19 protein-coding genes, 2 pseudogenes and 2 riboswitches are annotated in these 25,168 nt (G+C 36.3%); of the genes and pseudogenes, 17 read left to right on the plus strand and 4 right to left on the minus strand.

Features of this window, described 5'->3' with window-relative positions:
• The first annotated feature begins 156 nt into the window (after window positions 1–156).
• The 5 genes and pseudogenes from IGL98_RS07015 to IGL98_RS07035 all read left to right on the plus strand — a co-directional run bounded on the left by IGL98_RS07015 (window position 157) and on the right by IGL98_RS07035 (window position 8,086).
• On the plus strand, window positions 157–603 hold the full coding sequence (locus IGL98_RS07015; protein ID WP_206845490.1) for a MarR family winged helix-turn-helix transcriptional regulator: 447 nt from the start codon (window positions 157–159) through the stop codon (window positions 601–603).
• The gene (locus IGL98_RS07020; protein ID WP_206912076.1) at window positions 603–2,984 is read left to right on the plus strand and encodes an ATP-binding cassette domain-containing protein; all 2,382 of its coding nucleotides are present in this window, start codon (window positions 603–605) and stop codon (window positions 2,982–2,984) included. Before IGL98_RS07015 ends, IGL98_RS07020 begins: the two co-directional genes overlap by 1 nt.
• Before the next feature lie 15 nt (window positions 2,985–2,999).
• On the plus strand, window positions 3,000–4,841 hold the full coding sequence (locus IGL98_RS07025; RefSeq protein WP_206912077.1) for an ABC transporter ATP-binding protein: 1,842 nt from the start codon (window positions 3,000–3,002) through the stop codon (window positions 4,839–4,841).
• A gap of 166 nt (window positions 4,842–5,007) precedes the next feature.
• Window positions 5,008–5,175, plus strand: a riboswitch (M-box (ykoK) riboswitch).
• Between the two features lie 260 nt (window positions 5,176–5,435).
• Window positions 5,436–7,016, plus strand: coding sequence for a phosphatase PAP2/LCP family protein (locus tag IGL98_RS07030; RefSeq protein ID WP_206912078.1), 1,581 nt, complete (start codon window positions 5,436–5,438; stop codon window positions 7,014–7,016).
• A 99-nt stretch (window positions 7,017–7,115) separates the two neighbouring features.
• Window positions 7,116–8,086, plus strand: a pseudogene (locus IGL98_RS07035) (diaminopimelate dehydrogenase).
• A 120-nt stretch (window positions 8,087–8,206) separates the two neighbouring features.
• Here the strand turns inward: IGL98_RS07035 and IGL98_RS07040 are convergent.
• The gene (locus tag IGL98_RS07040; protein WP_069645070.1) at window positions 8,207–8,416 is read right to left on the minus strand and encodes a DUF378 domain-containing protein; all 210 of its coding nucleotides are present in this window, start codon (window positions 8,414–8,416) and stop codon (window positions 8,207–8,209) included.
• Window positions 8,417–8,654: 238 nt separating this feature from the next.
• Window positions 8,655–9,098 carry a class Ib ribonucleoside-diphosphate reductase assembly flavoprotein NrdI gene (nrdI, locus tag IGL98_RS07045; RefSeq protein WP_206845480.1) on the minus strand — a complete coding sequence of 148 codons (444 nt, stop codon included), beginning with the start codon at window positions 9,096–9,098 and terminating at the stop codon, window positions 8,655–8,657.
• Window positions 9,099–9,282: 184 nt separating this feature from the next.
• Here nrdI and IGL98_RS07050 point away from each other — a divergent pair.
• The 8 genes and pseudogenes from IGL98_RS07050 to IGL98_RS07085 all read left to right on the plus strand — a co-directional run bounded on the left by IGL98_RS07050 (window position 9,283) and on the right by IGL98_RS07085 (window position 18,858).
• Window positions 9,283–9,745: pseudogene (locus IGL98_RS07050) on the plus strand (phage tail protein).
• Window positions 9,746–10,243: 498 nt separating this feature from the next.
• Entirely contained in the window at window positions 10,244–10,765 is a 522-nt protein-coding gene (locus tag IGL98_RS07055; protein WP_206845476.1) for a DUF308 domain-containing protein, read from the plus strand.
• A gap of 94 nt (window positions 10,766–10,859) precedes the next feature.
• Window positions 10,860–12,326 (plus strand): amino acid permease, encoded by a 1,467-nt coding sequence (locus IGL98_RS07060; RefSeq protein ID WP_206912079.1) that lies wholly within the window; start codon window positions 10,860–10,862, stop codon window positions 12,324–12,326.
• On the plus strand, window positions 12,298–14,718 hold the full coding sequence (locus tag IGL98_RS07065) for a YhgE/Pip domain-containing protein (protein WP_206845472.1): 2,421 nt from the start codon (window positions 12,298–12,300) through the stop codon (window positions 14,716–14,718). Before IGL98_RS07060 ends, IGL98_RS07065 begins: the two co-directional genes overlap by 29 nt.
• A 143-nt stretch (window positions 14,719–14,861) precedes the next feature.
• Window positions 14,862–15,851, plus strand: a complete 990-nt coding sequence (locus IGL98_RS07070; protein WP_206845466.1) for a choloylglycine hydrolase family protein — start codon at window positions 14,862–14,864, stop codon at window positions 15,849–15,851.
• Between the two features lie 141 nt (window positions 15,852–15,992).
• The gene (locus IGL98_RS07075; protein ID WP_206845463.1) at window positions 15,993–17,375 is read left to right on the plus strand and encodes a glutamate decarboxylase; all 1,383 of its coding nucleotides are present in this window, start codon (window positions 15,993–15,995) and stop codon (window positions 17,373–17,375) included.
• Window positions 17,376–17,404: 29 nt separating this feature from the next.
• Complete coding sequence (locus tag IGL98_RS07080; RefSeq protein ID WP_069645062.1) at window positions 17,405–17,656, plus strand: hypothetical protein; 252 nt, start codon at window positions 17,405–17,407, stop codon at window positions 17,654–17,656.
• Between the two features lie 152 nt (window positions 17,657–17,808).
• A complete protein-coding gene (locus IGL98_RS07085) occupies window positions 17,809–18,858 on the plus strand; it encodes a glucosaminidase domain-containing protein (protein ID WP_242590189.1) in 1,050 nt (349 codons plus the stop codon).
• A 62-nt stretch (window positions 18,859–18,920) separates the two neighbouring features.
• Here IGL98_RS07085 and IGL98_RS07090 read toward each other — a convergent pair whose 3' ends face one another.
• Window positions 18,921–20,429 (minus strand): helix-turn-helix domain-containing protein, encoded by a 1,509-nt coding sequence (locus IGL98_RS07090; protein WP_206845460.1) that lies wholly within the window; start codon window positions 20,427–20,429, stop codon window positions 18,921–18,923.
• A gap of 230 nt (window positions 20,430–20,659) precedes the next feature.
• Window positions 20,660–20,757: riboswitch (TPP riboswitch) on the plus strand.
• A 53-nt stretch (window positions 20,758–20,810) separates the two neighbouring features.
• Here IGL98_RS07090 and thiT point away from each other — a divergent pair.
• The 3 genes from thiT to IGL98_RS07105 all read left to right on the plus strand — a co-directional run bounded on the left by thiT (window position 20,811) and on the right by IGL98_RS07105 (window position 22,994).
• Window positions 20,811–21,413: an energy-coupled thiamine transporter ThiT gene (gene thiT / locus IGL98_RS07095; RefSeq protein WP_206912080.1), complete on the plus strand. Its 603-nt coding sequence runs from the start codon at window positions 20,811–20,813 to the stop codon at window positions 21,411–21,413.
• Between the two features lie 134 nt (window positions 21,414–21,547).
• Window positions 21,548–22,087 carry a sigma-70 family RNA polymerase sigma factor gene (locus IGL98_RS07100; RefSeq protein WP_206845428.1) on the plus strand — a complete coding sequence of 180 codons (540 nt, stop codon included), beginning with the start codon at window positions 21,548–21,550 and terminating at the stop codon, window positions 22,085–22,087.
• The gene (locus IGL98_RS07105) at window positions 22,080–22,994 is read left to right on the plus strand and encodes a hypothetical protein (RefSeq protein ID WP_206845426.1); all 915 of its coding nucleotides are present in this window, start codon (window positions 22,080–22,082) and stop codon (window positions 22,992–22,994) included. The genes IGL98_RS07100 and IGL98_RS07105 overlap by 8 nt, the downstream gene beginning before the upstream one ends.
• A gap of 382 nt (window positions 22,995–23,376) precedes the next feature.
• On the opposite strand, the gene IGL98_RS07110 is transcribed toward IGL98_RS07105, so the two are convergent.
• Window positions 23,377–23,775, minus strand: coding sequence for a VOC family protein (locus IGL98_RS07110; RefSeq protein WP_069645057.1), 399 nt, complete (start codon window positions 23,773–23,775; stop codon window positions 23,377–23,379).
• 194 nt (window positions 23,776–23,969) lie between these two features.
• Between IGL98_RS07110 and IGL98_RS07115 the strand changes: the two genes are divergently transcribed.
• Window positions 23,970–25,166 (plus strand): glycoside hydrolase family 3 N-terminal domain-containing protein, encoded by a 1,197-nt coding sequence (locus IGL98_RS07115; protein WP_206912086.1) that lies wholly within the window; start codon window positions 23,970–23,972, stop codon window positions 25,164–25,166.
• The last annotated feature ends 2 nt before the right edge of the window (window positions 25,167–25,168 follow it).

Here is a 25,168-nt window from a genome sequence, read left to right on the forward strand (position 1 = left end):
TTTTAAGATTTTAAAATAAAACCGTATTCATTTATTTTTTTGATTCAATACTATTGACATTAAAAGCTATTTGCGTTAATATCAAACAGCATTAGTTACTAACACTATTAGCTATTAATGGTAGAAAGTAATTATTTTGAAAAAAGGAGGAGTCATATGTCATACGCAGAAGAAGCCGAACAAGAGCTTATGCGTCTAATGGTTCAAAATCGACATAGTGCATTTAGCAGACTAGAAAAAAGTAACCAAGGTGAAAGTATCGTCATCAAATTTCTTGCCCGTTATGGTGAACCAACTAGTCCCAAGCATTTAGCAGAATCACTGAACCTATCTAGCGCTCGCATTGCAGTCGTTCTTGGCAGTTTAGAAAAAAAGGGTCAAATCGAACGTAAGATGGACCCAGATGATCGGCGCCGAATCAATGTTACGTTAACGGATTGCGGTAAAAAAGCGGCTAAGCTGCAAAAGAAAGAAATGCGCGATAAGATCGTTCAGATTTTTAAACTAATGGGAGAAACAGACACGAAACAGTTCATCGAGCTAACTGCGAAATTCGTAGACTACTCCCAACAAATTTCCCAGAAAGAGGAAGGTGACCAATAGTGAAGATTTTCAAATATCTTGGCAAATACTGGTACGCGGTCATCGCAGTTCTTGTGCTTTTAGTTGTACAGGCAAATAGTGATTTAAGCTTACCAAAATTAACATCGGGTATCGTTGATGTCGGTATTCAACAAGGAGGGCTTGAATACTCCACACCTGAAAAAATCAGGAAAACATCTCTTCAGGGAATTGAAATGTTCATGACGGATGATGAGAAAAAAACAATTGAAGATAACTATAAACTAACAACTGAAAAAATCGATGGAAAAGAAGTTGAGGTCTATAAATTAAATCTTCAAGACAACATGACAGAAGCCAAACTGGCAGACATTTTTAATCTGCCAATGATGATGCTGGCAACTTCTCAATCAAAAGATTCATCAAGTGGTGGTGAAGCCAAAGCAATCATCGAGGATTATAAAGCAGTTGGAGAAAATGCTGCTAAAGCCAAACAACTTGGTGAAGAAGCAACAACATTAGGCGAGCAAGCCAAAGAAGCAGGTGCGGTTGCTGCTTCAGCAACAGATGCTGCAACGGCAATGGAAAAAGGTCAAGAAGCACAAGAGTTAGCTGCCCAAGCTCAAGCAAAAGGTGCAGAAGCGAAAGCTTTAGCTGATTCGATCAAAACAACGACAGACGCCATGCCAGCGAAAGTCGAAGCAGCCCGTAAAGCAACTAAAAAAAGCTTAGGCGATTTAGGTGCGGATTCAATGAAAACAGTCGGGATTCAATTCACACTGGCTGAATACAAAGCACTAGATATGAATACACAACAAATCCAAACAGATTATATGGTTAAAACAGGAACAAAAATGGTTCTTCTAACACTTGTTTCAGCTGTAGCTGCAATCATTGTTGGGTTGATTGCCTCACTTGTGGCGGCATCTGTTGGACGAAACTTGCGTGTCGGTCAATATGAGCGAACATTGCAATTTTCAAACACCGAAATGGAGAAATTCTCTCCAGCTTCATTGATCACTCGTAATACTAACGATATCCAACAAATGCAAATGGGGATCGTTATGATTATGCGTATCGTGTTATATGCACCGATCTTAGGTATTGGCGGAATCTATAATGTCTATCAAACAGGAACAGGCATGGGTTGGATCGTCGGTGTAGCAGTAGCTGCAGTTTTAGTTTTAGTAGGAAGTCTACTATTAACAACGATGCCTAAGTTTAAAGCACTACAAAACTTAGTTGATAGAGTAAACTTGGTTTCTCGTGAAATCATTACTGGTTTACCGGTTATCCGTGCATTTTCTCGTGAAAAATTCGAAGAAAAACGTTTTGATGTTGCCAACACTGATTTAATGAAAACTCAATTATTCGTTAACCGTGCAATGTCTATTATGATGCCTGTCATGATGTTATTGATGAATAGTATTTCTGTTCTGATCGTTTGGGTCGGCGGACATAATATGAACAACGGTCAACTCCAAGTTGGGGATATGATGGCATTTATCACGTATACAATGCAAATCGTTATGGCCTTTATGATGTTATCAATGGTTTCGATTATTTTACCTCGTGCCAACGTGGCTGCTGGTCGTGTGGAAGAAGTTCTTGAAACAGAACCAACAATCAAAGATCCAGAACATCCAAAAGATGATCATGAATTTAAAGGTGAAGTAAAATTTGAAGCAGTAGAATTCCGTTATGGTGATGCTGACGAAGATGTGTTACATCATATCAACTTTACGGCCAAACCAGGTCAAACAACTGCTTTGATCGGTTCCACTGGTTCAGGAAAATCTACGATCGTTAACTTGATTCCGCGCTTGTTTGATGTAACGGGTGGACGAATCACGATCGATGGGATCGATATTCGTGAAATGAGCTTGCATAAATTACATGAAATCATTGGATTTGTGCCGCAAAAAGGCATCCTATTCTCAGGGGATATCGCCTCAAATATTAAATTTGGGGATGCCAACATCTCAGATGAACAAATGAGAAAAGCAGCCGAAATTGCACAAGCAGAAGAATTCATCGATTCAAATGAAAAAGGGTATGACCGAGAAATTTCTCAAGGTGGAACCAATGTTTCTGGCGGACAAAAACAACGTCTATCCATTGCGCGTGCCTTAGCGAAAAATCCTAAAATCTTGATCTTTGATGATTCATTCTCAGCGCTTGATAATAAAACGGACGTAGCGTTACGTAAAGCATTGTCTGAAAATATCAAAGGCGCAACACAAATCATCGTTGCACAAAAAATCTCTACGATTCTTCATGCGGATAATATTATCGTATTAAACGAAGGTCGTGTAGTCGATCATGGAACACATGATGAATTAATGAAATCATCAACTGTCTATCAAGAAATTGCCCAATCACAATTGAGCAATGCTGAATTAGGCATAGAAGAAGCTGAGTAGGGAGGAGCGAATATAATGGCAGAACAAACACAAAATCGCCCTCGTGGCGGACGCGGACCTGGAAATGGCGCTCCAGTGGAAAAAGCCAAAGATTTTAAAGGAACACTAAAAAAATTAATCTCCTATATTGGTGCTTATAAAATACCTGTTTTCTTTGTAATGATCTTTGCAATTGCCTCAACCGTATTTAATATTTGGGGTCCAAAAATCTTATCACAAGCGATCACAGAATTATTTAATGGTTTGATTAAAAAATATCAAGGAACCGGTGGAATCGATTTTAATAAAATTGGTGGAATCTTACTCTTCATGTTAGGACTCTACTTAGTGGCTTCAGCCTTCGGGATTATTCAAGGTTGGATCATGTCAACGATTTCGCAAAAAATCACATATCGCATGCGTAAAGAAATTTCAGAAAAAATCAATCGCATGCCGATGAACTATTTTGAAAGCCGTACGACGGGTGAAGTATTATCTCGTATCACAAATGACGTGGATACTTTAGGTCAATCACTAAATCAATCGATCACACAGTTTATTACATCAGTATTCACCATCATTGGGGTTATCGTAATGATGCTATCGATTTCTGTGCAAATGACAGGGATTGCGATTTTGATCGTACCAATTTCAATGATCTTAATTTTGATTGTGGTAAAAAACTCTCAAAAATATTTCAAAACACAACAAGAATATCTTGGTGTGATCAATGGTAAAGTTGAAGAAACAATCGGCGGTTACAATATCGTACGTCTTTTCAATGATGAAGAAAATTCTCTTACAGAATTTAAAAAGCAAAATGATGTATTATTCAAATCAGCTTGGAAATCACAATTTCTTTCTGGTTTGATGCAACCGATCATGAACTTTGTTGGAAATCTAGGGTATGTTGCAGTAGCGATCTTTGGTGGGATATTAGCTTACAATGGTACGATTACCGTTGGGGATATTCAAGCATTCATCCAATACGTTCGAAACTTAACACAACCAATTGCTCAATTGGCACAAGTATCTAACTTACTTCAATCAATGGCAGCAGCAGCTGAACGTGTTTTCGAATTCCTTGAAGAAGATGAAGAAGCACAAACAGTACCAAATCCAGTTAAAATCGATAAAGCCAAAGGTATGGTCGACTTTGAACATGTTCGTTTTGGTTATACACCAGACAAAATCATTATCAATGATTTCAGTTCACATGTTGATCCAGGCCAAACAGTGGCAATCGTTGGACCGACTGGAGCTGGTAAAACAACCATGGTTAAACTATTGATGCGTTTTTACGATGTAACATCTGGTGCGATTAAAATCGATGGTTATAATATCAAAGACTTTAACCGCGCAGATTTACGTAAAAATATCGGGATGGTTTTACAAGATACTTGGTTATTTAAAGGAACTATCATGGAAAACCTTCGTTATGGTCGTTTAGATGCAACGGATGAAGAAGTCTACGAAGCGGCTAAAGCCGCACACGTTCACCACTTTATTCAAACATTACCTGGCGGCTACAACATGGAATTAAATGAAGAATCATCAAATATTTCTCAAGGTCAAAAACAATTACTAACAATTGCTCGTGCGATTTTAGCCGATAAGCCGATTTTGATTCTCGATGAAGCAACGTCATCTGTTGATACAAGAACGGAAGGCTTGATTCAAGGCGCCATGAACAACTTAATGGCTGGACGTACATCCTTTGTTATTGCGCACCGTCTATCAACAATCAAAGATGCAGATAAAATTCTTTATATGCAAGATGGCGATATCAAAGAACAAGGAACACATGAAGAACTGCTAGCTGAAGGTGGTTACTATGCTTCACTTTACAACTCGCAGTTTGAAGAGTTAGATGAATAAAATGGCTCTAAAAGAGGCACTTATCAAAAAAATGATGAGTGCTTCTTTTTTTTATTCAAAAAATAATAGCCAAAATTTGTTTTATTTAAATTAAGAAAACATAAAGACGTTTAAAATAACTTGAAAAAAAATCTTTCCAGCGTTATTCTTTAGAAAATAAATAGATAAATAACCTTGTTAGGTGAGGCTCCTATACAAACATAGGCTATTGCGCAGAAACGTCGAAAGACGCCAATGTGTAAAACAGGAATTGTCGAATTAAGGCTTTTCATAAAATAGCTAAGAAATTTTCTTTACGTTGTATAGTGCTAAAACTCAGACGATGAGATTGATTGAAAGTCAAACGTCGTAGGAAAGAATGTTTGACTTTTTTCTTTTGGTAAATAGAGAACGTATTTGCTGATTGTTTACCGTCTTAGTACCTGCTTGTGTTTTTAGGAGTGACGATTGGCGAAAAAAACGCTGGATCATTCACTTCTTCTGCAAGAAGCATGAACTTAGGCGTTTTTTTATTGGCATTTTTAATGAAATTTCATGCGTACTGATTTTGAGCTAACAATTTTATCTAATATAAGAAATGAAGGGATTTTATACATGTATACGTTTAAAGAAAAAAAGTTCATTCCAGCTATTTTAAGTGTCCTATTATTTTCAGTGTTAACTTTTTTTGTTGTTCAGAATGCTTCATGGTTTCATCAGTTAGATTCGGCGATTTACCAAATTAGTTGGAAACCAAACGCTATGATCACGAGTATTGTAAATCTATTTGCTAAAACTGCAACCATTGTGCCGATTTTTATTGTGAGTCTGATTGTCTCATTTATCCTTTGGCGAAAAAAACAAAAATTACTAGCTTTTTGGATGAGTAGCAATGTTTTGGTGGTCAGTGCTATAGGGTTTCTACTTAAGAATCTTGTTGCAAGAATGAGACCTAATGTAGGACAGTTAGCAGAAAGAACATCATACAGTTTTCCCAGTGGACATTCACTATTAGCTATGTGTTTGGTGTGTTCAATTATCATAGCGGCACAAACGATTTATCCAGAACGATCAAAGAATTACAGACATTTGAAAAACGTGTTGATTATCTATGTATGTCTGATTGGATTGAGTCGGATCTATTTAAGGGTTCATTATCCAAGTGATGTGCTGGCAGGATTTCTTTTAAGTTATGCTTGGGTGAATCTTTCGTATGTTTGCCTTCAAAAGCTGTTCTTGAATAGAACATTTTCAACGCCAGATGCTAAAAAAAGATTTATACAAAGAACAATATTAAGTGGGTTGACATTACTTTTATTAGTTGTTGCCGGTGCCTCTGTGTATGGAGCGACAGTCTTTAAAAATGTTCAAAAAACAGCGAATAAAATGTATCAACCATTAGACCGAGAAGCAAAACCTGTGGAGCTTAAAAATAGTGAGCCGGTTAGTTTTTTACTATTAGGAATCGCAAATGATTCAAAACGTAAAACAGATTTTAGAGCCAATACGATCATGGTCGTAACGGTCAATAATCAATTGAAAAAGACGACGATTACGAGTATTCCTAGGGATGCTTATGTAGAGATCGTTGGAGAAGATGGTTTACATGACAAGATCAACCATGCTCATTCGTTCGGCGGTGATAAAATGATGATTGATACAGTTGAACATTATTTAGATATCCCAATCAATCATTATTTTGTCATTGATATGGATGGTTTAGCGGCATTGAGTGATGCAGTTGGTGGAGTGACAGTTAATAATGATTTTGCGTTTGATGCTGAAGGAATTCATTATCCAAAAGGAGAACAACATTTAGGCGGTTGGGAAACATTGCAATATGCGCGAATGCGTCATGAAGACCCTCAAAATGATTATGGCAGACAAAAGAGAGAACGCGAAGTGACTATTCAGTTGGGCAAAGAATTAATGTCTATGAAGAATGCGTTTCGTTACCAAGAGTTGCTGGATGTAATTGGGGATAATGGAAAAACAGATATGACGTTAGATCAGATGATGCAATTAATGAAAAATTACCAAAAAGCGCTAATTGATATTGAAACAAGCCAGTTGCAAGGGGAAGGATTTACAGGTGATGGTTATACTGGTGAGGAAGGTATTTCTTATGAACGTATTCCCGAAGCAGAAAGGGAAAAAGCCATAGCTGCAATAAAGAAACAATTGAATTTAGAGTAGTACGTTTTAAAGAATCAATCATTCGCTGGTCCAACATCAATTGTCAAAAGAGCTTTTCTTTTGGTATAATTTGATGCATAGAAGTGGAGGAATGTAAGTATGATAAAAGTAGCAATTGTCGGGTATGGGAACCTTGGACGCGGTGTTGAGCGTTCAATAAAGCAAAATAAAGATATGGAATTAGTAGGTGTTTTTACAAGAAGAGCCCCTGAGACAGTTCAGACAGAAGGCGCGAATGCCTTCACGATGGATCAGCTTAAACATAAAAAAATGAGATCGATGTTTGTATTTTATGTGGAGGATCAGCAACTGATTTACCAACACAAACGCCAGAATGGACGCATTTATTTAATACCATCGATAGCTTTGACACTCATGCTAAAATTCCAGAGCATTTTGCTAAAGTGGACCAGGTGGCAAAAGAAAATCAAACAACCTCAATTATTTCAACGGGATGGGATCCAGGTTTGTTTAGTTTAAATCGATTATATGCACAAAGTATTTTACCAGTTGGAGAGACAAATACCTTTTGGGGGAAAGGCGTCAGTCAGGGACATTCAGATGCCTTAAGACGAATCGATGGCGTGACAGATGCAGTACAATACACGATTCCAAACAGCGAAGTGATCGAAAAACTTGAAGCAGGCGAACAGTTGAATTTGAGTACGCGAGATAAACATTTTAGAGAATGCTTTGTTGTGCTTGAAGAGGATGCAAACGCAGAAAATATTCAGGAAGAAATTGTTTCAATGCCCAATTATTTTGCCGATTATGATACAGAAGTTCATTTTATTTCTCAAGCTGAACTTGATCAAAATCACAAAAAGATGCCTCATGGCGGGACAGTTCTTCATATTGGAACAACACATGAAAATACAAAACAAGTGATTGAATATAATTTACAACTAGAAAGTAATCCGGAATTTACGGCAAGTGTTTTAGTTGCGTATGCGAGAGCTTGTGTTCGTTTGGCTAAGGAAAAACAATTTGGCGCATATACTGTTTTGGATATTCCACCTAAATATTTGTCTGATCGGACAGATGAGGAATTGAGAAAAGAGTTATTGTAAAACTTAATAAGCTCAAGAGAGAATGCTGCGATCAGCATTCTCTCTTTTTGCTAGAATTAAGAAAAATGGTGAAAAGGGAGATAGATGAAAAAAAGACCTGAAATCAGGTCTTAATCAGTCTTATGCTTGATCTCTTCTAGAAATAAGCGGGAAAAATTTTAGACAATAAATGGCGCATAATCCAACAATCACATAGATGATTTTAGCGAAAATAGTTGTTGAACCGCCAGCGATCGTCGCAACTAAATCAAATTCAAATAGTCCGACAAGTAGCCAGTTTAAACCACCGACGATCAACAATGCTAACGCAACTGAATCTAAAGCTTTCATATGTGTTACCTCCTTTATTTAGAATAAATTAATAATAAAACAGTTTTTTTGAAAGTGCAAAAATTATGAATTAATTTATCTGAATAAAATGACAAAATAGTTAGTTTATATGGAAATAAGCGGATAATAATTAATAGTTTCAAAATAGCTAGAACAAATATATTTTAGATTCCAAAAAAAATTTCCAAATCCTTTATTCTTTGATTAATGAGAATTAGGAATTTAGATATTTTATTCTTTAACCATTCTTCTTAGCTATTGTTTCCGCTAAAACTGTATAAACTCGTTCCAAATCTTCTTGTGTTCCCCGAAGTTCATAGTCTGCTAAAAATGGAAAATCAAATCTCTCTGCATATTGCTTCGCGGTTAAACAATATTGATGATTAAAATTTTTATTTCCACTACCAATGACACCTAAACAATAACGATAGTTGCTATGATAATCTAAATATTCCCGCATCGTTTCTGTTAAAATCTCTGTATCCCCATTATCGACACCATTACCGCCATCTAAATAAGTTGGTACAAAAGTAAAAAAAGGTTCTGTTTCATCTTCAAAGGTCGAGTTTTCGTGAATCTCTTTTAGTTCTATTTGGGTATTATAGTTATCAAAAGCATAAGCAGACAGACGTTTTACAAATGAGCGGGTATTACCAGATATTGATATATAAAGGATATTCATGTCGGTTCCTCCTAAAAAGTTAAAAGCTGAAAGAGCTAGATCGTATAATCTTACACCTTAACTATAATTGATGAAAAACAAATTTCCAAGTCTTTTGTGAAAAAAATCATTTAGTCTTTATTATTTGTCACTACTATCCTATTCGTCTATACTATGCCTATATAAAAAGAAAAGAGGCGCAAAAATGTCTTATAAAGTGGATTTTAAAAATGTCTCAACTGTTGGTTTTGAAACTTCTCCAGTAGCGGAAACGTTAGCAGGCTTACGTGCAAATGAAGCACGCTATTATTGGAATAAAATACAAACATGAATTTGTAACAGTGCCAGCAAATGAAGATCCGGAAACTTTAGCTTGGGTCGGAAAAATTTTGGCTGAACGTGATATGAACTTTCCGTATAAACCATTAGAAGTATCAATTTTTGAGGTAGAGGGGATCAAAATGGCCTATGTCTTTTATGAAAATGGATTAGCTGTTAATGTGATGTATACACTTGAAGAAGGTGGCAAACGTGCAGTTGGGTTTAAGTTATCTGATGGTATGGAGATTCCAGCAGAATTTGAAGGGAAGTTTAAATTCGCGCGTCAAAAATCGAAACTTGCCGGGACAATTCGTGGTTCTTTCTTTGTAATCAAAGGTGAATATTAGAGGATAAAAATGAGTTGCTCCATAATTGGAATACTGTACTATTTAATAGCTACCCAAACACTCCTGTTTTATGCTTGGAGTGTTTTTTTGTGTGAAAGAATCAGGGATACCTATACCATGCCAAAAATACTCCTTTAATTCTAGATAAATCTGCGAGAAATTTAAATACTATATGGATTTTCTCATTCTTTACACCAATGTAAAGTCAGGATCATTCGGGTGTCGCAAGATCGAAAATAGATCGAAAAAATCGAAGGACGTGTATATGAATGAACGAAAACTGGTTTGATACGACCCTAATTTAAAAGTGGCTAGAACTATCATGAAAGATAGTTCTAGCCACTTTTTTTATGTTATTCGGCCTATTTTATTCTTTTTGTTTTTTTATTTTATTTCGCATCATACGACAAGATGTAGAAAAATAATCCGCTTTTTATCTACTATACTACGGATATAAAGTTGATACATATCGAAAATGATTGGAGGAATGCATTTGTTATGACAAGAAGTACAAGCGTTAAGATTGGGGCTTTTATTATTGGAATAATTTTCATTTGGGTGTCGATAGTAACAATTAAACATCCAGTGACTGATCTGACCCTATTGGTTGTACTTTTTTCAATAGTAACAATTGCAAAAGGAATATTCGAACTTTATACAAATCAAGCCATGAAAAACTGGGTCGGACTTTATTCTAAATTAATTGCGTTGATCGGCGTCGTTGATCTTTTGATCGGTAGCTTTTTCATTTTTCATTTAAGTATCGGAAAGATTCTTTTGCCATTTGTCTTTGTTTTCTGGTTTGTGTTCAATGCAATATCGCGGTTCTTAAGTGTATTAGCTACCAAAGAAGTCAGCAGTGTCTCTTACTGGTTTTTATTAACGGTAAATGCTTTAGGCGTAATAACGTGCATCCTATTATTTTTTCATCCGATGATCGCAGCATTGACACTTGTTATTTTTATTAGCTTTACCTTTTTAGTCGTAGGAATTTTCAATATAAGAAAAGCATTTAAATGAGTAACAAGATAGTCGTTATTGAAACAGGAGCTTATTAAATAAGAGAAAAGTACTGTCTTGTTCTTATAAATAAACAATGAAAGGAATAAAAAAAATGTCAGAAACTAAAAGAAAATTATCGTTGTTCAGTTTTTTCGCTATGACAGCGTCACTATTTATAACAGTCTATGAATATCCAACTTTCGCTATGTCGGGAATGACACTTATCTTTTTCTTACTTGTCTGTGGACTATTCTGGTTCTTACCAGTTGCATTATGTTCCGCTGAAATGGCCACTATTAAAGGCTATCAGGAAGGAGGGATCTTTGGCTGGGTTGGCAAAACCTTAGGTGAAAAATTTGGATTTGCGGCTATATTTTTCCAGTGGTTTCAAATAACCGTTGGCTTTGTGACGATGATTTATTTTATTATCGGTTCCTTATCTTATGCAGTAGGAATACCTGCTTTAAACAGTAACCCTCTATTGAAATTTGCCAGTGTGGTATTGATCTTTTGGATTGCTACATTGCTTCAATTCAAAGGGACAGAAACAACGGCAAAAGTTGCTAAAGCGGGATTTGTGATCGGGATTATTGTCCCTGTCGGACTGATGTTGATTTTAACGATCAAATATATCATGATCGGAGGACATCCAGTTGCACCGTCATTTACGGAAAAGGGATTTTTGCCAAAAGGAAAAGATTTCGCAGCACTTGCGTCATTTATGCTCGCTTACATGGGTGTTGAGGCATCTGCTCCTCATATCAATGAGTTAGAAAATCCTAAGAAAAATTATCCGCTCGTGATGTTTATCTTAGTCATCGTCGGTATTATCTTAAGTACGATTGGTGGAAGTGCCGTTTCAATGGTCGTTCCAGCTGATAAATTGTCATTGAATTCTGGTGTTGTTCAAACATTCCAAACCTTGATTTTAGCTGAGAATGGTCAATTAACGTGGGTTGTAAAAATGATTGCAGTCTTAGTCGCCTTTGGTGTGTTAGCCCAAGTTTGTTCATGGATCGTTGGACCGACTGAAGGTTTACGTACTGTCGCACAAAAAGGGTTGATTCCAGCTAGGTTCAAAAAAGTGAACGAGAACAAAGTGCCAGTTCCATTATTGATTCTTCAAGGAATTATCGTCACGATTTGGGCAGCAGTGCTAACTCTTGGCGGAGGTGGCAGCAATGTATCCTTTTTAACGGCCATTTCGTTGACCGTCATCATTTACTTAAGTGCCTATGTTCTTTTCTTTGTTGCTTACTTTGTTTTGGTGTTCAAACGTTCCAATCAAGGACTAGAAAGAACCTATCATGTGCCAGGTGGAAAAATTGGCAAAGGATTGATCGGCGGAGCAGGATTACTATTGTCTCTTCTTGCGATTGGTTCATCAATGATTGCGCCAAGTGAGTTAAAAGGAAATGAAATACATACTTACCTCATTACTTTGGGAATTAGCTATCTTGTGACATTAGCGATTCCGTTTGTATTTTATCATTTTTACAGTCGTCACCACAAAGTAACCTCAAGTATTCAAATAGAAGGGAGTAAAAAGCATGAAAATGATCAAGCAAGAGTTCATTAATATTTTTAAAAATAAGATTCTATTGATATCTGTTATCGCAATCACGTTTATCCCGATTCTTTATGCCGGTTTCTTTTCAAAATCAGTATGGGACCCATACGGTCGAACGAAAGATTTACCTGTAGCGGTTGTCAATGAAGACAAACCAACAGAAATGATGGGCCAAAAGGTCAACGTTGGAGAGCAAGTTGTAGCGAATCTTAAAGGAAATCATGATTTAAAATGGGAGTTTGTCTCGGCCGATGAAGCGAAAAAAGGAATGGAGGATTTATATTATTATATGATCGTCACGATTCCTAAAGACTTCTCAAAAGATGCCACGACACTTTTAGATAAAGATCCCAAAAAAATGGAGATCACCTATACGACGAATGGTTCACTCAACTATATTGGGGAAGAAATATCTCAAATAGGAGCTACCACGCTAGAAGCGCAAGTCCGAGAAAATGTTACTGCATCATACTTGACGGCTGTCAATGATGTTGTGAAAGTAGCTGCTGGAGGAATTGATCAAGCCGCAGATGGCGCTACTCAATTAGCGACAGGTACGACACAATTAGAAAGTGGATTAGGTCAATATACGGCAGGTGTTTCACAAGCTGCCAGCGGTTCAACTCAGCTAGCTTCTGGTACCAATCAATTAGCTGGAAACATTGGTCCATTAAGTTCTGGCGTTGATCAATTAGATGCTGGGGCTTCAGAATTAAGTTCAGCTCTCAACACAGTCAACGGTAAAGCACAACCTTTAAATACGAAAGTTACTGCATTAAGCGCAGGTTTAAATGAACTTTCCAGAGGGAGCAAAGAATTAGAACAAGCATTGCAAAATGTCGAAAACAGCTTAGATGCTACCTCAAAAGAAACGATTCAGCATAATTTAGATCAAGCGAAAGCAGATTTAGATAAAATGATGACAGATTCAAAAATATTGGAAAACACTGCGATTGACTCTGGTCAAATTTCAACCGATTTACAACAAGTCAGTGCACAATTAAACGAACTAAATACGAAGTTAGCAATTGATTCAAGTAGTCTTCAAAGCCAAATCACAGCAAGTATCAATCAACATGAAGGCATTGAAGCTGCCACAAAAAGTCAATTGATTGCAGATATCAATGGCCAAATTGCTACCTTTGAATCAGCTCAAAATGCTAAGATTCAATCAGAAACAGCCTTATTGTCAGCAAATATTCAACAAGCAACAACTTCAGCTGAAAAACTAGCAGTTCAAGCTAGAGCTTTAAGTGAACTAGCGGCAGGAATCTCAGCTAATACAAATAATCTGAAAAATGGGATCAATGAGATTGAAACTGGAACAAATGGTTTGTTAGCAGTCATTGACTTACCACCATTATCAATGAAAGCATCTACCTTGGTAAGTGATTTGGATCAAGCCTCGACTGATTTAACCCTTTTAAGTACCGAATTACCAACTGCCTTATCAGATGTTAATCAATTAGCGACAGGCGGAAATCAACTATCTAATGGATTAGATCAAATGTCAGCACAAATGCCAACTCTTTCAGCTGGCGTAACCCAACTAAATAGCGGTGCTATGCAATTAAATAGTGGTTTAGCTGAATTGACAGACAACTCACCACAATTAATGAGTGGGGTAGATCAATTAGAAGGCGGCTCATCTCAACTAGCATCAGCTCTAGGTGAAGCAGCAGGGATGGCTGGAAAAGCGAATTTAGGTGAAAAGAATATCGAAATGTTCGCTGCACCAGCAGATTTAGAGCTAGATGAATACAGCCATGTAGCAAATTATGGTGAAGCATTGTCTCCATATATCATGTCACTTGCGTTATTTGTTGGTTGTCTTGTGTTTAACTTTGTTTTCCCAATTCGCAGAGTATCATTGGCTGGACAATCTGCTCGTAACTGGTGGTTAAGTAAAGTCTCAATTGGTTTTGCTGTTTCAACAGCGATGGCAGTTATTGAAGCTTCATTAATGTTGGCTATCGGCTTACATGTTGACAACATTGGACAATTTTACTTGATGTCCTTTATCAGTGCTTGGGCCTATATGTTCTTAGTCATGTTCTTGGCGATGACCTTCGATAATCCTGGACGATTCATAGCAATGATCTTGCTTGTTTTACAACTAGGCGGGGCAGGGGGAACCTTCCCAATGCCATTGACGAACGGCTTCTTCAATGCGATTCATCCATATTTACCAATGTCTTACTCGATTTATGGCTTCCGTGAAGCAATTTCCGGCGGAATCGGTGCACCAATGTTTGATAAAAGTGTCATCATTTTAAGCGTGGTTTTCATTACTTTCGTGATTCTACTAGGTATCTCTATGAACTGGCTGCAAAAGAAACATTTAGAAGGAAAGTCTGAACTAGACGACAATCAAAAACTATTAGCACTTGAAAATGAATAGTAAAAAGTAATTCAGTCAAACGCATTAAATTCATCAGTAAAATTGTGTCGAAAGAACGGACAGAATAACAAAAATAAAACACCAAATATCCTTGTAAAATAGGAATTGTCAATAAGACAAAAATAAGAAAAGGACGTGACATTATGTGCACAAGTATTTTTACAAAAACGAAAGACAACAAACATCTACTATCAAGAACAATGGATTTTTCATTCCCGTTGGATCCTAGCCCAACCTATATGCCCAGAAACTATACATGGGTTTCAGAAGTCAATGAGCAATCATTTACGAATTCACTTGGCTTTGTAGGAGCTGGACGATTGTTAGGGAGTTCATACTTCGTAGCGGATGGAGTCAACGAAAAAGGACTCTCTATCGCAGAATTATATTTACCAGGAGAAGCAATTTATCAAACAGAAGCGGAGCAAGGCAAAAAAAACTTTGCACCTCATGAATTAATTTTATGGATTTTAGGAAATTGTGCGACGATTGAAGAAGTGGCAGAGCATATCAAAGAGATCAACTTAGTTGGGCTTAAGGCACCAATGTTGAATATCATTACACCACTTCATTGGATCATTACAGATGAATCTGGTCGTTGCGTGATTATTGAACCAACTGAAAAAGAACTAAAAATCAAAGAAAATCCAGTAGGAACGATGACAAATACTCCTTATTTTGAATGGCATATCGATAATTTGCGTAATTATCTACATGTACGGCCAGCTCAATATGAGCCAGCAAGATTCGGTGATTATCTTGCTTTACCATTCTCACAAGGAACGGGCACAATGGGCTTACCTGGTGGCTATACACCGCCTGAACGTTTTGTTCGAGCAGCGTTCTTCAAAGAACATATCGACCAAGCACAAGATGAAGCAACTGGTGTAACCAACGCCTACCATATTTTAGCAACGGTTCGAATCCCTAAAGGAATTGTTGTGACCTCAGAAGGTGCTCAAGATTACTCTCAATATGTAGGAACAATGTGTAACGAAAGCCGTTCTTACTACTTTAATAGTTACGATAATAGCCAAATCGCTAAAGTAACGATCACAGATGACTTGCTTGAAGTAGATAAACCAATCACTTTTATGGCAGATAAAATTGAAACATTCAAAACCTTAAATTGATTTTAATCAAGTTAAAAAATGAAGCTTTAAAGGAGACAAAGAAACGATCTTGTTTCCTTTAAGTTTCATCATTCAGACATAGCAACAATCAAAAAAACAGCACATAGCAAAAACATAAAATGATAATGGAGGAAACAAACAATGAGTAATCAAAATAATGAAACAACCCCAATTTTCGGAACAGAAGCATCAAGCGAAGCCGTGGTCATGACAAGTTTACATAAAAATCCAGTAGCGCCAGAAGTGGCTTACCGTTTGATCAAAGATCAGTTGATTGATGAAGGAAACGCCCGTCAAAACTTAGCAACTTTTTGCCAGACCTACATGGATCCAGAAGTAACACAGTTAATGGCTGAAACAATGGAAAAAAATGCGATCGATAAATCCGAATATCCGCAAACAGCAGAATTAGAAACTAGTTGTGTCAATGTGCTAGCTGATTTGTGGCATGCACCAGATATGAAGCGAATCATGGGGACTTCTACAGTTGGCTCAAGTGAAGCTTGCATGCTAGGCGGTATGGCGATGAAATTCCGCTGGCGCAACCAAGCAATCAAACGTGGGTTGAATATCAACGCGCAAAAACCAAACTTAATCATTGCGTCAGGCTATCAAGTCTGCTGGGAAAAATTCTGTGTATACTGGGATATTGAGATGCGTGAAGTACCCATGGATAACGGAAAGTTAAGCATGAATATCGATAAAGTGTTGGATTATGTAGATGACTATACAATTGGAATCGTCGGGATTTTAGGCATTACTTACACTGGTAAATTTGACGATATCAAGGCATTAGATGCGTTAGCAGAAAACTATAATAAAACGCATGAACATGAACTTGTGATTCATATTGACGGTGCCAGTGGCGCAATGTTTGTTCCATTTGTAGACCCAGAATTAGAATGGGATTTCCGTTTGAAAAATGTTGTCTCTATCAACACATCTGGTCATAAGTATGGTTTAGTGTATCCAGGTGTTGGCTGGGTCCTCTGGCGTGATAAAGAATATTTACCCGAAGAATTGGTTTTCGATGTTAGCTACTTAGGTGGGCATATGCCGACAATGGCTATCAACTTTTCTAGAAGTGCCAGCCAAATTATTGGACAATATTACAATTTTTATCGCTATGGTTTTGATGGATACAAAGAACTTCACACACGTACTAAAGAAGCTGCTGTAAGTATTTCTAAAGCAGTAGAAGCAACTGGCCTGTTCGATATTTACAACGACGGTGAAAACTTACCGATCGTCTGCTATACATTGAAAGAAAATGCAGATGTAGAATGGACACTTTATGATCTAGCCGATCGTCTACAAATGAAAGGATGGCAGGTTCCAGCATATCCTTTACCGAAAGATTTAGATAATCAAGTGATTCAACGATTTGTCTGCCGCGCCGATTTAGGACAAAACATGGCAAACGCTTTGATTAGAGATTTTGAACAATGTGTGGAAGATTTAAATAGTGCTAGAATTTTATATCATGAAAAAACAGAGGCCCATGTACAAGGATTTACCCACTAATATAACCGCTTGAAGGGAGCACAAAGAGGATGACAAACGATGAAGTTATTGAACTTATTGCCAAAACCTTAGAAATGTTAGATCTGGAGTTAGCCTATTTAAAAGCAAATGAAGCAACAAGCAAAAGACAAAGTATGAAGTTGTGGTTTGAAGAAAAAAAAGCAATTTATGAAGTAAAACGTATTTTGCATGAAATTAATTATTATGATCAATACAATGAGGAAGAGTCGAATCAGATCGTCCAAGGATACCTAACACAGGTTCTAAATGTAAGTGAATAATCAATCGTTCATCGAAATTTCAGCTCTTGGCTTTAGGCAAATAGCGTGTGTTTATCTCACTAGTAATTGAATTTTGAGTGTAGAGTAAAAGAGATGTTTTACTCTACACTTAATGATTAATTCAACAAAACAAAAAATAGGAGTGAATAGTATTGAAAAAGGTTTCAACATTTATTTTTGCTACAATTTTAGTAACACAATTATCATTGACAGGTCCAGTCTCGACATTTGCCAATGAATATACATATGAAACAGAATCAAACGAAGTCCCAGAGGAACAAGAAATACAATCGCTTTTACTGATGGAAGAGCAACACATCCAAGTCGAAAAATCAACGGAGGATTTTATTTTAAAGATCGGTGAACAAGCTAGGACCACAGCAAAAGAGCATAATTTATATGCTTCAGTCATGATAGCTCAAGCCATTTTGGAATCCGCTTCAGGAAGCAGTGAATTAAGTCAAATGCCCTATTTTAATTTATTTGGAATCAAAGGAGCATATGAAGATCAAAGTGTTTCTTTTCAAACAATTGAAGATGACGGAGCGGGTCAAATTTATCAAATTGAAGCAGCGTTTAAACAATATCCTAGTTATAAAGAATCATTTGAAGATTATGCAGAACTTTTAAGTGGTGAAAATCCTATTTTTACGGACACATTAAAAAGTTCGACGGAGAGTCATCACCAAGTGACTTTAGCACTCACCGGAACCTATGCCACCGATAGTGCGTATAATCAAAAACTTGATGAATTGATTCATATTTATGATCTAACAAAGTACGATCAAGAGGGCGCGTTAACGCCTTATTTTGGTGGGGAATTTGAGCCATATAACCATGTGAATTATGATAGCGCAAATAGTTATGCAGCAGGTAACTGTACGCAATATGTTTATAATCGAATCACTCAATTAGGTGGGACTATCGGTTTAACGATGGGAAATGGCATGGATTGGGGAAGTACAGGTATTGCGCAAGGTTACGAAGTGTCAAATACACCAAAAGCTGGAAGTGCGGTCTCTTTTCAGCCAGGGATAGCAGGGGCTGATGGAACATATGGACATGTTGCCTTTGTGGAAAAAGTGGGAGAAGATGGTACAGTCGAAATCTCAGAAATGAATGCACTAGGCCTTGGGATTGTTTCAACACGAACCATTGATTCAGAAACAGCAGCACAATTGGTTTATATAACACCTAAATAATCAAAGGAAGCAGATAAGAGAAAAGCAAAAACTACTTTTCCCTTATCTGCTTCTTTTTTATACTATGACACTTGACTTTTTAATTGTGCTACTAACTTGAGTTTTCTTTCAATTTCGATAAAGTCTCTTAACTTGATCGGAAAATCAAACAGATGAACTTTATAAGTAAACCGCTGCTCTTCTTCAATGATATTGGGAATATTTGTGAGCACGATGTCTGATTGTTGCAATACCTGATCTTTTAAAAATGTAATATTGAAATCATGTTTGAATCGATCACTTATTTTAGTGATGATCGTTTGTTTCACAAAGAAAGGCAAATCGCTGTCTAGAAAAATTCTGATCGGTGGTTCATAATAATTTAGTGGTGAAATCGAAGAGAACAAAAGAATATACTTTTGAGCTAGAAATTCATGTGATAAAAAGAGTGCACTACCACTTTCTTCATGTAACTCTTTAATAAAACAATTGAGCTTTTCTTTCAATGCAGGATAGTCATAATCAGCCTCATCCATAATTTGATGACCATCTATATCAACTTGAAGTTGATTAAAGACTTTACAGAAAAGGTGAGCGCAAAAACTAGTTAAGAAAAAACGTTCACGCAACTCTTCTGGAATGGGCATCAATTTCTCGTGGAATCGTTTAACAAATAAGTGAGTTGCTTGGAAAATATCTGATTGGCATTTTTCATGATAATCAAAAACTCGTTGTTTCAATTCCTCGGATTCAAATACTTTGATTTTCATTTGCAGAAGTAAAACATAAAAGCACATTTCCGATTCAACATGAATATGGTAAACGTCCACTAAATCAGTCATCACAGGTAATGTTTGCATCAATGCAGGAAGATTAACATAATTTTTCCATTCAGGATCAAGATCGATCACATGATTTTTTCTAAAACGCATCAAGTTGATTGCTAACATATAAGCCATTTGTTTTCTTTGAATATTTGAAAACTTTAACTTGAAGGCCTCAGAAAAATTGTCAACGGATTGATAGGCCTTTAGTTGGTCGATAGAATCAAATGGCCAAATGACACCTTTAAAGGTTACCCAGCCAATAATATAACTAATGATACGAATATTTTTTTCTTCACCCACAATTTGGAAAGAACTACGAGATAAAGATAAATTATATAAATCCAAAAATACAGTGATCTTTTTTAAGCTTTTTCGGATAGCATTTTCACTAACAAAGTAAGTCATGGCGTATTTTTTTACAGAATAGAATTCTTCAAACATAATCTTTTTCAAAATCTGTATGGTTTCATCTGTTTCCAAAATGTATGTTTTAAACTCTATATAATTACTACCAGAATCTGTTTCTAGCTGAACCCCATTATATTTTTCATAGTTTAATTGAATATAACTATCTTTTACCTCATTATACTCAGCAACCGTATCTTCTAATTGGTGAATATAGCGCTGGATCGTCCGTTCTACAACGTTTAAACGCAAACTTAACTCATTGACACTATACCAACGATGACTTTCAGAAATGATTTCTAATAATTTTAACATGATCTTGTTCTGATCTTCTAGTAAATCAAATATATCTTCTTCCAAAATGGATAACCTCCCAATCAAAAAAAATTAAGTGATAGATATTATCAATGTACCACCTTTTAAAAGAAAAGTGTAATCTTATCTTCTGCGATAAGAGGAATGAATTTTTGCAAGTTATGTCTAGTTATTTTAGACGGAAGAGTGGGCACTTGTTTCTTTACTTTTCAATGACACAATGGTAATCTATTATTGTTATCGTTGCAGAGGGTAACAACTAAAATTAAATAGAACCCATCACAAAGGGGAGCCATGGCTGAGAATGAGTAACAACTCTAAACCCTTGAACCTGTTCGTTAGTACGAGCGTAGGAATTGTGATGGAGTAAATAAATACGTTTACTCCTCCTTTGTGAATTGGTCGTTCTAAAAGGAGGAGTTTTTTATGCAAAGAACATCAGAGTTACGCGTTTGGATCGAAGGGACGATCGTTGCGGCCATTGCAATGGTCTTATCCTTTATTCCGACAAACATTGGGAGTAGTTTTTCAATTTCACTGGGGATGATTCCAGTCACTCTTTTCGCTTTACGAAGAGGGGCCAAAGCAGGATTCTTTTCTGCATTTATCTGGGGATTGTTGCATTTTCCAACGGCGCAAGTGTATTATTTGATGCCTGTTCAAGTGATTATTGAATATATTTTAGCTTTTGGCTTTGCAGGGTTTGCGGGTGTTTATAGTGGTAAACTGCAACAGGCTATCAAAAATAAAGAGTATATGAAGAGTAGTCGGATTATTATTTATGCTTCTTTTTTCGGCACGCTTATGCGTTATTTCTGGCATTTTATTGCAGGCGTTGTATTTTGGGGAAGCTTTGCGCTTTGGGGCATGAATCCTTGGCTATTCTCCTTTGTGATGAATGGCTTGAGTGGGATCGCTACAGCAATAGCAACCTCTGTTGTGTTGTTGTTACTCCTTAAAATCAATCCAACTTTATTTATTCCTACTAACGTGTCACGAATGAGCCAACAGGATAATGGTGTTGAATAATACAATTCTGATGTAGAAATAGTTAAGAGCTAAAACATACACGTTTTAGCTCTTTTTTTGTTTTACGAATAAAAAATATTTTGTTGAAACCCACAGGTAATTTTTTTACACTATTAGGGTGAAGAGGTGAGGAAATGGGGAAGTTTAGCTATTCAGAACGTTCATTGATCAAAAAAGCAATCAAAGGAGACACAAATGCATTAGGGAAAATTTTACGTAAAAATCATGAGTACATGTATAAAATGGCCTACATCTATATAGGCAATAAAGAAGATGCTCTGGATATTATGCAAGAAGCGACGATTCAAGCTATGAAATCGATTCATACACTGAAAGAACCTAGCTATTTTTTAACTTGGTTTTGTAAGATTATGGCAAGACTAGCAAGTAAAGTGATCAATCAAAAGATCAAAATCCGTGAGTTGCAGAACAATCCAGAATTTGAAGAACCAACCGATTTATCTAAAAACAAGAATCAAGCCATGGATGTACTAGAAGCTGTAACATCATTAGAAGATAAATACCGCTTGATTTTGCAGTTATTTTATTACCAAGATTTTTCAGTTAAGGAAATCAGCGAACTCTTAAACATGCCGGAAGGAACAGTTAAAACGAATTTAAAACGAGGACGTGACGCACTAAAAAAAGCCTTAGGGGAGGATTATTATGTCTGATAACGAGAAAAAAATTTTACAAAAAGCAATGAAACAAATCGAAGTGCCAGAAGAAGCACTTACAGCATTAGAGATAGGATCTGGTCAAAGAAAAAATAGAGTCCGTAACTTTCGCTATAAATCGGGAGAAATCATTTTATCTAGTATAGTGATCATTGCTTTTATTTTCGTTGGCACCGTAATGTGGACGAAAGCGAAAGAAACTAACAATAAACCAAGCACTTCAGCCTCTACTGCAACTGAAAGAAAAAAAGAAACGCCAGCGAATATTTTACAGTCAACTAAATACTGGAAAGTTCAAAATGAAGAGGATTATTACAGTTTTGGCAATGACAAGGTGCGAATAATAGAACATTATTTTTCACTTTTCACGACGAACTATACCTTTAAAGGGGATCAATTGGATATTATATATGATAGCTTTAATGAAGCCGACGATCCGATAGAAAAAATTCATTCTTATCAAGTAAAGAAAAATGGCAATAACTTAGTATTGGAACCCAAACTTGCTGAGGACAAACGCCTTATTTTAGAACCACACAATGAAGAAATTTTTCCATATTCAGAAGAAAAAATCAAGCAACTTAAACCAGCTGTTGATCCGGATTTAACAAAATATGCTTCTTGGACATCGTCGATCAAGGGCAATCGTCAAAATAGTACGCTAATGTTTGATGGATTTCTTATGAAAGAACGTATTGATGGGGAAGAAGACTGGGTGACTTGGACCTATGAAATTGAGGGGAATCATTTGGTAGTGAATTATGGTGGTTATACGGTAAGTCATGATATGTATTGGGATGGTGATACTATTATTTTATGGCAGGTATCTAATTCACTTCAAAAATCAGATGATAAGGAAGAATATAAAGAAGAAATTGTTACGATTCTTCAGCCGAATAAATAGTTTTTTGAAATCCGATTTGATTTTGCAAACATTATTATCTGTAGTAGTAAATAATAGCTGGTATATTAAAACTGAAAGAGATACCAAGATGATTTAATTGAGTCATGTTCTGAGGAAATAAAAAAGGTGTTTTACTCTTAACAAAAATAGTAGTTGAATAAACAATAGCAGAACCAATCACTAAATTTAGTGGTTGGTTTTTTATGAGTTACAAGTTTACGAAGTTTTACTAGTTTATAAAATTTTATTTTTTAATCTACCCCAACATAAGAAGAACAAAATATGGCGGAAAAGCATGTGCCATAAAAATCACTTTCCGCTTTTTTACAAAGAAAGACCACCAGCTAATTTAACTGATGGTTTTCAACTAATAATCTTTAATTTACATCTTCATCCAATTTGGTTCCAAAGTATTACCATCTGGATCTTGCACTTCAAGTCCAAACATCATATCCTCAGGAATCCCCATATCCACTTTATAAAAATCGCCGCCATTTGCTTTGGCTGTCTCGCCAAATTTCTTCACAGCATCAGCACTTTCCATACTAAATGCAACCAAAACACCGCTAGTTGTTTTCGCATCTGCAATTTTTTTATCTTTAATAAATTTACTATAGAAGTTATGATTTAATAACATGATCCAAAAATTATCATCCCAAACCATTGAACTTGTTTCTTCATTAGAAAAATCCACGTTTTGCTTAAAACCTAACTTTTCATAAAACTCAGTAGAACGCTTTACATCAGTAACTGGGAAATTTACAAAAACCATTGTTGACATAAAAATCCAACCTTCTCTCTTTTTTTTGTATTTATTACGCTTAGAGCATCTCATGCGCACGTTTTTTTGTCAAAGATATAAGACGCAATCAGGTGAAAAAATTGACTGTTGCAATAGAACCTCATTATAATATAATCACACTGATAAAGATCAGCGAAGTGAGGCAAGGAGGAAGTACAATTAATAACAAGACGATGATAACGAGTGCAGTTACAATTTTGCTGCTGATTTTTGGTATTAGTTTTAGCATTATGTGGTTCGTGAACAAAAACAATGATACTGCACAAACAAAAAGAACGGAAGAAACGAAGCAATCAAGTACAGAAGTGGTAGAGGAAAGTCAGACCGCACAAAGCAATCAGGACACTTCTTTAAAGGGTCAAGAAAAGAAAATCAAAGACTTAATTGCATCAATGAGTTTGGAAGAAAAAGTTGGACAGCTCTTTCTAGCACGAGTACCTATTGAAGCGCAGCAAGAGAGCATTCAGGAGTATCACTTAGGTGGCTATCTGTTATTTGGACGTGATATCGAAACTGCAACACCAGATTCATTGAAGGAAAAAATTTCCTCTTATCAAAAAGTAAGCAAGATTCCACTTTTTATTGCTTCAGATGAAGAGGGCGGAACGGTTTCGCGTTTAAGTGGTGGAAATGGTTTAGTATCAGAACCATTTAAATCACCTATGGAAATTTATCAAGAAGCTGGATTGACAGGGATTCGTTCTGATATTCAAAAAAAATCAGAAGTGCTTCACTCATATGGTATTCACGGCGGCTTATTTCCAGATGCTGACGTTGCAACTGATCCAGAAGCGTTTATCTACGATCGGACACTAGGATTAGACGCTGAAAAAACGAGTGAATATGTCAAGGCAAGTGTAGAGGAATTAAAGAAACAAAAGATCGCTTCAACATTAAAACATTTTCCGGGATATGGGGATAATCGTGATTCCCATGTCGAAATCGTCTATGATACGAGGGACCTTGAGACGTTACGCAGTAATGATTTTTTACCGTTTAAAGCTGGAATTACAGCGGGTACAGACAGCATCATGGTTTCTCATAATATTGTGACCAGTATTGATGATACGATGCCAGCATCGATTTCTCAACCTGTGCATGATTTGTTACGCAACGAGTTAGGTTTTCAAGGTGTGATTATGACTGATGACATGGATATGGCAGGATTAGCTGATTTTATCTCTCAAGAAGAGGCAGGACTCGCTGCATTGAAAGCGGGGAATGATCTGATTCTATCTTCTTCATTTCAAGAGCAGATTCCTTATGTTTTACAAGGAATCGAGCAAGGGACTTATTCAGAAGAAGCGTTGAATCAATCCGTTTATCGTGTGTTAAAGATGAAAAGTGATTTAGGATTGTTGAAAAAATAATG

Origin of the sequence: Enterococcus sp. DIV0840, assembly GCF_050527835.1 — a bacterium.
GTDB lineage: Bacteria > Bacillota > Bacilli > Lactobacillales > Enterococcaceae > Enterococcus_L > Enterococcus_L ureasiticus.